This is a genomic window from Streptomyces otsuchiensis (genome assembly GCF_004305975.1).
GTDB lineage: Bacteria > Actinomycetota > Actinomycetes > Streptomycetales > Streptomycetaceae > Streptomyces > Streptomyces otsuchiensis.
In genome coordinates this window covers 1-8,774 of the sequence record NZ_BHZI01000242.1, presented here as the reverse complement: position 1 = coordinate 8,774, position 8,774 = coordinate 1, and the positions used below count along the sequence as shown (strand labels likewise).

The 8,774-nt window shown below is 72.6% G+C and carries 4 protein-coding genes and 1 pseudogene; 2 read left to right on the top strand and 3 right to left on the bottom strand.

What is annotated here, in order from left to right; translation table 11 throughout:
* Positions 1-40 precede the first annotated feature (40 nt).
* Positions 41-4,837, top strand: a complete 4,797-nt coding sequence (locus tag E0D90_RS20255; protein ID WP_130799539.1) for a DNA repair ATPase — start codon at positions 41-43, stop codon at positions 4,835-4,837.
* A 147-nt stretch (positions 4,838-4,984) separates the two neighbouring features.
* On the opposite strand, the gene E0D90_RS26705 is transcribed toward E0D90_RS20255, so the two are convergent.
* The 3 genes from E0D90_RS26705 to E0D90_RS20235 form a co-directional block, all read right to left on the bottom strand.
* Entirely contained in the window at positions 4,985-5,986 is a 1,002-nt protein-coding gene (locus E0D90_RS26705) for a DUF8017 domain-containing protein (protein ID WP_157996899.1), read from the bottom strand.
* Positions 5,987-6,101: 115 nt separating this feature from the next.
* Positions 6,102-7,100, bottom strand: a complete 999-nt coding sequence (locus E0D90_RS20240; protein WP_130799537.1) for a DUF8017 domain-containing protein — start codon at positions 7,098-7,100, stop codon at positions 6,102-6,104.
* A gap of 415 nt (positions 7,101-7,515) precedes the next feature.
* Positions 7,516-7,818 (bottom strand): WXG100 family type VII secretion target, encoded by a 303-nt coding sequence (locus E0D90_RS20235; RefSeq protein WP_103501045.1) that lies wholly within the window; start codon positions 7,816-7,818, stop codon positions 7,516-7,518.
* 268 nt (positions 7,819-8,086) lie between these two features.
* Between E0D90_RS20235 and E0D90_RS20230 the strand changes: the two are divergent.
* A pseudogene (locus tag E0D90_RS20230) lies at positions 8,087-8,774 on the top strand (EsaB/YukD family protein); the annotation flags it as partial.

Below are 8,774 nucleotides of genomic sequence, written 5' to 3'. Positions count from 1 at the left end.
CCCCCACCCGCCCCGACGTACCGCAAGCCGCAGGAGATCCATGAGCCAGGAGATGGACGCGGGCACCTACGAGGTGCTCAGGGACCGGATGAAGGCCGCGGCATCCGATCTCGCCGACCGCGCGCAGCAGCTCAACGCCCGCCGCGTCGAGACCTTCGGCGGCACCGAACTCGCCCTCTTCACCACCGACCGCATCCGCACCGAGCACAACTGCGTGCCGCGCGACATCGTCCAGGTCGGCGGCGTGCTCCTGGTCGGCTACAACGTCCACTTCGGCCTGAAGCAGGACACCGCCGTCAGCGACGTCTTCGGCCTCCACCGCTACGACCCCGACAGCGAGGGACGGCACTTCGGCGCCGCGCCTCCCGACGCCGTCCCCGGCCTCCTCGACGACCCCGCGTTCCGCCGCGACTTCGAGAGCCTCTTCCGCTACTACCGCCAGGCGCACCTGCTCCAGCTGCGACTGGTCGGCTCCCTGCTGCTCGCCGTCTTCCAGACCGGCGAGCGGCTCTCCGACATCCGGGTGCTGCGCTGGCGCATCGACGCCGACGGAGCCCCCGAGTACATCGACGCCAAGGGCGAGCGCGACCACGTCTTCCCGCCCGCGCACGACTTCGCGTGGACGGTCACCGACCGCCACCACCACACCGGCGGCCAGCACCCCACCGTCGCGATCGACGGCGAACTCTTCGTCGACACCGTCGGCGGCAGCCTCACCGTCCGCATCGAGGACTCCACCGACGACGGCGAGGACGTCTACAGCGAACCGGTCGACGCCCCGCTGCAGTCCCTCGCCGACGCGGAGATCTCCTACGCCCGCCGCGGCCCGCTGATCCTGCTGCGCGTCCTGCCCTACAACGAGAAGACCCACCGCTACCTCGTCTACAACGGACGCACCCGTGAGGTCGTCCGGCTCGACGGCATCGGGCAGGCCTGCCACAGCCTCCCCGAGGACCAGGGCCTGATCTTCCCCGGCGGCTACTACCTGACCGCCGCCCCCGCCGGCGCGGCCGCCCGCACCTTCGACACCGACACCTCGGACCTGGAGTACAAGGCCGCGATCCGGTCGCCTAACGGCGAGGACGTGCTGTACGTCTTCCACGCCCGCGCCGAGGGCCGCACCCTGCTGCTGCCCTACAACCTGATCCGCAAGGAGGTCGCCAACCCGATCGCCTCGCACGGGTTCTCGCTGTTCGACGACGGCACCATGGTGGTCTTCCGGGCGACGGGGGAGGAGGCCACCCGCGTCCACCCGATGCAGGTCTGGCACACCCCGTTCGTCTCCGACGCCCACGACGCCGCCCAGCCGCAGGGGGACGGCCCGCTCGCCCGCATCGGCAACGCGGAGCTGGTGCGCGGTATCTCCGATGCCCTGACCGTCGCCCGGATGGCCGACGAACTGGCCCCGGGCACCGCCGTGTTCGAGGCCGTCGTCGCCGCCTGCGGCCGGCTCGCCGACGACTACCACTGGCTGCCCGTCGACGGTCTCCACCGCCTCGACGAACCGCTGGCGACGCTGCGCACCGCCGCCGAGCAGGTCATCGACGAGTACGAGCGCGTCGTCGAACTGCGCCGCCAGGCCGCCGAGGCGACCGCCGCCAACGACGCCGAGGTCACCACCCTGATCCGGCGCGCCCGCGGCGAGGCGCCCAAGAGCGCGCCGCAGTGGGTCACCCTGCTGACCGAACTGCGCCGCGCCCAGGGCCGCACCGAGTCGCTGCGCGAGATGCGCCACGCCGACCTCGACGCGCTCGCCGCCACGAGCGAGCAGCTCTCCGAGGCGCTGGCCGCCACCGGCCGCCGCGCGGTGGCCTTCCTCTCCCGCGAGGACGCCTTCGACGACGCGCACACGGCCGTCGCCGAACTGACCGAGCGCGCCGGCGCCGTGGAGACCGTCGCCGACTCCGAGGCCCCGGCGGCCGAGATCGCCGAACAGGCCGACGCCCTGCGGACGGTCACCGACGTCATCGGCGGACTGGAGATCGCCGACGCCACCGTCCGCACCGGGCTGCTGGAGCGGATCGGCGAGGTCATGGGCGCCGTCAACCGCGCCCGCGCCGTGCTCGACGGCCGCCGCCGTGAACTCCTGGAGACCGAGGGCCGCGCCGAATTCGCCGCCGAGTACGCCCTGCTCGGCCAGGCCGTCTCCGGCGCGCTGGCCGCCGCCACCACCCCCGAGGAGTGCGACGACCAGCTCGGGCGGCTGCTGCTCCAGCTGGAGAACCTCGAATCCCGCTTCGGTGCCTTCGACGACTTCCTGAACCGGCTCACCGAACAGCGCGAGGAGATCTACGAGACCTTCTCCGCCCGCAAGCAGGCCCAGCTCGACGAGCGCGCCCGGCACGCCGAACGGCTCGCCGACTCCGCCGGGCGCATCCTCGCCACCATCGTGCGCCGGACCGGCACGCTCGGCAGCCTGGACGAGATCAACGGCTACTTCGCCACCGACCCCCTGGTCGAGCGGGTACGCGGTGCCGCCGGTGAACTGCGCGCCATGGGCGAGACGGTGCGCGCCGAAGAGCTGGAGGGCCGGATCAAGGCGATCCGGCAGGAGGCCGCACGCGCGCTGCGCGACCGCGCCGACCTCTACGGCGAGGACGGCAGCGTCCGCCTCGGCCGTCACCGCTTCGGTGTCAACACCCAGCCGATCGACCTGACGCTGGTGCCGCAGGACGGCGCGCTGGCGTTCGCCGTGACCGGTACCGACTACCGCGCCCGGGTCACCGACCCGGCGTTCGCCGCCACCCAGCAGTTCTGGGACCAGCCGCTGGTCTCGGAGTCCGCCGAGGTCTACCGGGCCGAGCACCTCGCCGCCACCGTCCTTGCCGAGGCGGGACGGAAGCGGCTCGACGAAGCTCTCGCCTCCGGTGAACTGCTCGCTCTGGTCCGGGAGTTCGCCGGTGCCGCCTACGACGAGGGCTACGACCGGGGAGTCCACGACCACGACGCCGAACGCGTCCTCGCGGCCGTGCTGCGGCTGCGCGCCGACGCCGACCTGCTGCGGTTCGCACCGCAGGTGCGGTCGGCGGCCCAACTGGCCTGGGCCTTCGGGACGAGCGAGGAGACCCGTAGCGGACTCACCACCCGCGCCCGGTCCCTGGCCAGGGCCAGGGCCGCCTTCGGCGCCTCCGCGGCCGTCACCGATCTGGCCCGCGAACTGGCTGCCCTGGTAGGAACGTTCACGGAGGAGGCCGGGCTGAACCTCGGGCTCACCCCCGCCGAGGCTACTGCCACCGGGGACTACCTCTTCGAGGAACTGGCACTGGGAGGACCGGAGTTCGCCTCCGGCTCGGCGGCACGGGAACTGCTCGGCGACTTCCGCAGCGCCCTCGGCGCCGGTGGGACCCGGGAGTTCACCGCCGACACCGCGGCCCTCGCCGAAGACCTCCCCGCACGCCACCAGCTGGTCACCGCCTGGCTCGGCACCTACGCCGAGTCCGAGGGCAGGCCACTGGACGACCTCACCGAGGCGGTCGCCCTCCAGCTGTGCGAGGACATCCTCGACCACCGGCCGGTCGACGCCCCGCTGCGGGCCGACGCCACCGGACTGCTCGGCGCCCACCCCCGCGTCCTGGGCGGCGAACTGGCCCTGCGACTGGACGAGTTCCTCGCCCGCACCACGGCCTTCCGCACCACCCGGGTCCCGGCGCACCGGGCCTACACCCGCCAGCGCAACGCGCTGCTCGAAGCCGAACGCGACCGGCTGCGCCTGGACGCCTTCAAGCCCCAGGTGATGTCGTCGTTCGTCCGCAACCGGCTGATCGACGAGGTCTATCTGCCGCTGATCGGCGACAACCTCGCCAAGCAGCTCGGCACCTCCGGCGAGGACCGCCGCACCGACAGCCAGGGCCTGTTGCTGCTGCTGTCGCCGCCCGGGTACGGCAAGACGACGCTCATGGAGTACGTCGCCGCCCGGCTCGGTCTGGTGCTGGTCAAGGTGGACGGTCCCGCGCTCGGCTACGGCACCACCTCACTCGACCCGGCCGCCGCACCCGACGCCGCCGCCCGCCGCGAGGTGGAGAAGATCAACTTCGGTCTGGAGATGGGGAACAACGTCTTCCTCTACCTCGATGACATCCAGCACTGCTCGCCCGAGCTGCTCCAGCGGTTCATCCCGCTGTGCGACGCCCAGCGCCGCATCGACGGCGTGCGCGCCGACGGCCAGGCCGTCACCTTCGACCTGCGGGGGAAGCGGTTCGCCATCTGCATGGCCGGCAACCCCTTCACCGAGGGCGGCACCCGCTTCCGGGTCCCGGACATGCTCGCCAACCGGGCCGACGTCTGGAACCTCGGCGACGTCCTCTCCGGCCGCGAGGAGCAGTTCGCGCTGAGCCACGTCGAGAACGCCCTGACCTCCAATCCGGTCCTGGCGCCGCTCGCCGCGCGCGAACGCGCGGACATCGACCTGCTGGTGCGCCTCGCGCGCGGTGACGACTCCGTCTCCCCGGACCGGCTGCACCACCCCTACAGCGCGGCCGACCTGGAACAGATCACCTCGGTGCTGGCCAAGCTGCTGCACATCCAGCGCACCACCCTCAAGGTCAACGCGGCCTACATCCGCTCCGCCACGCAGGACGACGCGCACCGCACCGAGCCGCCGTTCCGCCTCCAGGGCTCCTACCGCAACACCAACCGCCTGGCCGAGCGCATCGTTCCGGTCATGACGGAGGAGGAGCTGGAGTCGGCGATCGACGACCACTACCTCGCGGAGGCGCAGACGCTCACCGCCGGTGCGGAGGCGAACCTGCTCAAACTCGCCGAGCTGCGCGACCGGATGAGCGAGGAACAGCGCGCCCGCTGGGCCGAGATCAAGCGCGGCTTCACCGCCCCGGCCTGATCCGCGCCGGGACACGCCGCGGGCCGGGCCGCGTGCGGTCCGGCCCAGACGAGGAAGGCGTGGACGCCACCACCGTTGGGGGTGGTGGCGTCCACGCCTTCGTCGTTCACCGGCCGCCGGTCGCGTTCACCACCGGCGGCCCGGCGCTCAGCTTCCCGGGTCGTGCCAGCGGAGGCTGTTGGTGATCTGGTCGATCGTCTCCTGCTCCAGCTCGTCCTCGATGCCGGTGTCGACGACCATCAGCCACACCACGACGTCCGAGGCGGCGTCGAGGTAGGAGATGGCGATGACCTTGCCGCTCGGGGAGGCGCAGTCCTCGTCCTCCTCGTCGATCGGGAAGTCCTCGATCTCCGAGATCGCGATGTGCCCCTCGAACCCCTGGTCGTTGGTGAACGGCTCCGGGGGCGTGTCGGTACGGGTGCCCGACTGGGTCTCGTCGTAGGCGAAGTGCGCCCAGTTCAGCGCCTCGTTGCTGGCCGCCTGCTCCGTGCTGCTCGCTCCGCGCGCGCCGGTGGTGCCCACCAGGGCCCGGCTGGAGGAACTGCCGCAGAAGCCCTCCATGTAGGTGGCGGCACCGCGCAGCGCGATGAGCTGGTGCTCGTCGTCCTCGTCGTAGAACTCGTAGCCGCGGATGACGTCCAGTTTGCTGAGAGTCCACTCCGGCGGCACGTCGAAGGCGTTGTTGCGCTCCGGGAACGCCTGGACCTGCCAGTCGTCGTCGACCACCGGCTCCACCGGCTCGTTGAGGCCGCCGCGGGGGTCCGAGGGCTTCTCGTCCTCGTCCTCCCCGTCGTCCTCGCCGTCCGTCTCCGTGTCCGCGTCGCCGTCCGGGTCGGTCTCGTCGCCGTCCTCGTCGATATCGCCGTCGCCCGGCGGCGCGGCGACGGAGGAGGAGTCGTCGTCCGACCCGGAGGTCAGGACGAAACCGCCGACGGTGGTGCCGGCGACCATGACGACCGAGGCGGCGATCGCCAGGCTCATCTTGGCCGTGTGCGACAGCCCGCCGCCCTTGCCGCCGCCGCTTCCGCCCGTACCGGCGACGGCCGGCCCGGCCGCGGTGGCCTGCTGGTAGGGGTTGGGCGTGTGGTACTCCGGCTGGAGATACGGGTTGGAGCCCGGCTCCGGCTGCTGCTGCGGTCCGGTGGTCATCGCCGTGCTCTTCCGGTCGGGCCTAGGGCGTTCGACATGCTGTCCCCCTGCTGGTTCGGTTTCCTGCTCGGTTCCTGATGCTTCGACGGCCGCGCCGGGGTTGCGGGCGCCCGCCTCACTCCTGCTCGTGGAGCCGGAGACTGTTGGTGATGGAGTCGATGGTCTCCTGCTCCAGTTCGTCGTCGACACCGGTGTCCACGACGGCCAGCCACACCTGCACGTCGCTGGAGCTGTCGAGGTAGGAGACGGCGATGACCTTGCCGCTCGGGGCGTAACAGTCCGCGCCGTCCTCGGGGAGCACGTAGTTCTCGATGGTGGCGGTCGAGATGTGCCCCTCGAATCCCTGGTCGTTGGTGAACGGTTCGGGGTCGCTGACCTCCACGTCGGCGGAGAGGCTCCCGTCGTCGTACGCCGCGTAGGCGTAGCTCTCCGCGTTGCGCGGGGCCGCCTCTTCGGTGCCGGCGGCGCCGCGCGCGCCGGTGACCCCGATCGTCGACCGGCTGGAGCCCGGGCCGCAGACCTCGTCCAGGTGGAGCGACGCGGCCCGCAGCGGGAAGGTCTCCTCCTTCTCGCCGTCCTCGTTCTCCACCTCGGCGGTCCAGCTCAGGTACAGCTCGGGGTCGAGCAGCGTCCAGTGCCGGCCGGGCACGTCGTAGGCGATGTCCCGCTCCGGGAACGCCTGGACCTGCCAGTCGTCGTCGGTCACCGGTTCGGGCGCCGAATCGAGGCCGCCGCGCGGGTCCGAGCTCTCCTCCCCGGGCTCCCCGTCCGCCGCGTCCGGGCCGGAGCCGTCCTCCGCTTCGGAGCCCTCCGGCTCCTCGCCGCCCGCGCCCGCGTCGTCACCGGCCGGGGCCGACGCCGAGGGCGAGTCGTCATCGGAGCCGACCAGGAGGTATCCGCCGACCGCGGTGGCGGCGACCATCACCACGGAGGCGGCGATCGCCAGCGCCATCCTGGTCCGGTGCGGCCCGCCGCGCTGTCCGCCGCCCTGCCCCGGCCCGCTGACGGCCGGTGCGCCGACGGTGGCGTCCTGATACGGGTTGGGCGCGTGATACCCCGGCTGCTGGTACGGGTTGCCGCCCGTTCCAGGCGGCTGCGCTGCTCCTGTGCTCATGACCTCAGACCCTAAGCCCACGCTCGAAAATCGGACATCTGTTCTTCTGGTTCGCCGACGGCGTCGGGGCGTCGGCGCTCGCGGCGTGGGTCGCGTCGGACGGGCAGCCGTGACGAGGGGTGGTGCGGATGGCGCGGCGCCCGGGGCCGGTCACGCCGACGGGTGGGCCGATCCTCGCGGTCGCGCCTGTCACGACAGTAGGCCGGACCGCCGCGGGAGGGTACGGGGGCGGGCGGATCGGTACCCGGCCGGTACCGGGTGGTCGCAGTCCGGTGACGTACCGCGGAGGTGCGCGGCCGTGTACCTCCGCACGTCGATGCCCCGGCGGGCCGCTGACCCCCGGGGCATCGTGCGAGTCCGGCGAGCGGCCCGCGTCAGGCGCCGGCCGTCGCGCGCCGTGTGCGGCGCCCGGGCGTCACTCGCCCCGGGCCTGCGCCTCCAGCGCGATGTCGGTCTCCTCGAACTGGTCGGCCGCGGCCAGCAGGAAGCCGCCGAGGCCCTTCATGCCCTCCAGCATCTGCTTCAGGCCGGAGGTGAACTCCTCGTAGGACTCCTGGAACGCGCGGGACGAGGTCGCCTGGTAGCCGCCCTCGGCCAGCTCGTCGACCTTGTTCTGCAGGTCACCGAGCTCGCGGTCGAGGCGCTCCTGCTCCTCACCGAGGTGGTTGCCCAGGTTGCGGATGTCCTCATATGTGAGCTTTACGCCGTCGTCGCTCATCCGAGCCCCTCCATGATGTCGCGGACGCGGATCCGCCCCCGCGGTCTGTTCAGCGGCGGTGGTCGCATCCCCCCGCCCGGTTGCCGTCCTCAGGTTAGTGTCCGCGCCACCCCGCTGGGTACCGGGCCCTGGCCGCCCGGTACACGGCTGTGACACACAAGCCGCCGCGAGGGGGACTTGAGCGCTCGACTATGTTGCAAGAGAGTGGGTGCGTGTGGCACCTGGCGAGGCGCCGTCCGGCAGTGAGCGGTTTCCGGGAGGAATCAGCGTGCGTTTGTCCCTGACCGTGGTCGATCCGGTGGGCGGCAGCCGTGTCGACGCCGTGCTGGACGCGGAGCCCGAGACGCCGGTACGTGACCTCGTCACCGAGCTCGCCGAACTGGTCGGTGCCCGGCCGTCGTTCGGCGGGCCGCAGATGCCCGGTGCCCCGCCCGCCCCGGCCGCCGTGCCACAGCTCTTCGTCGGCGGCGCCCCGGTCGACCCCCAGCAGACGCTGGCGGAGTCACCCCTGCGTGAGGGCTGCGTCGTCAGCCTGCACGACCCCTCGGGGTGCCCGCCCGGCGAGTACAGCGGCTTCGTGGAACTGCGCGTCGCCGGAGGGCCGGCCGCCGGTGGCGTCTTCCGGCTCGGCATCGGCCGCGTCGACATCGGCAGCGGCCAGAACGTCCCGCTGCGGATCGCCGACCCCTCGCTGCCCGCCCGCGCCCTGACGCTGCGGGTCGCCTCCGACGGCAGCTGCCGCGTCACCGCGCACGGCGGCGCCGAGATCAAGGTGGACGGCACCGCGCCGGAGAAGGACGCGGAACGGGTCGAGTGGCCGCTGGGCGCCCAGGTCGCGGTGGGGGACACCCTGCTCGAACTCGCCCCCTACTTCCCGCCGGACGCCGCCCTCCGCGAGTCCGAGGACGGCACCGGACTGGACTACAACCGCCCGCCCCGGCTGGTACCGCCCACCC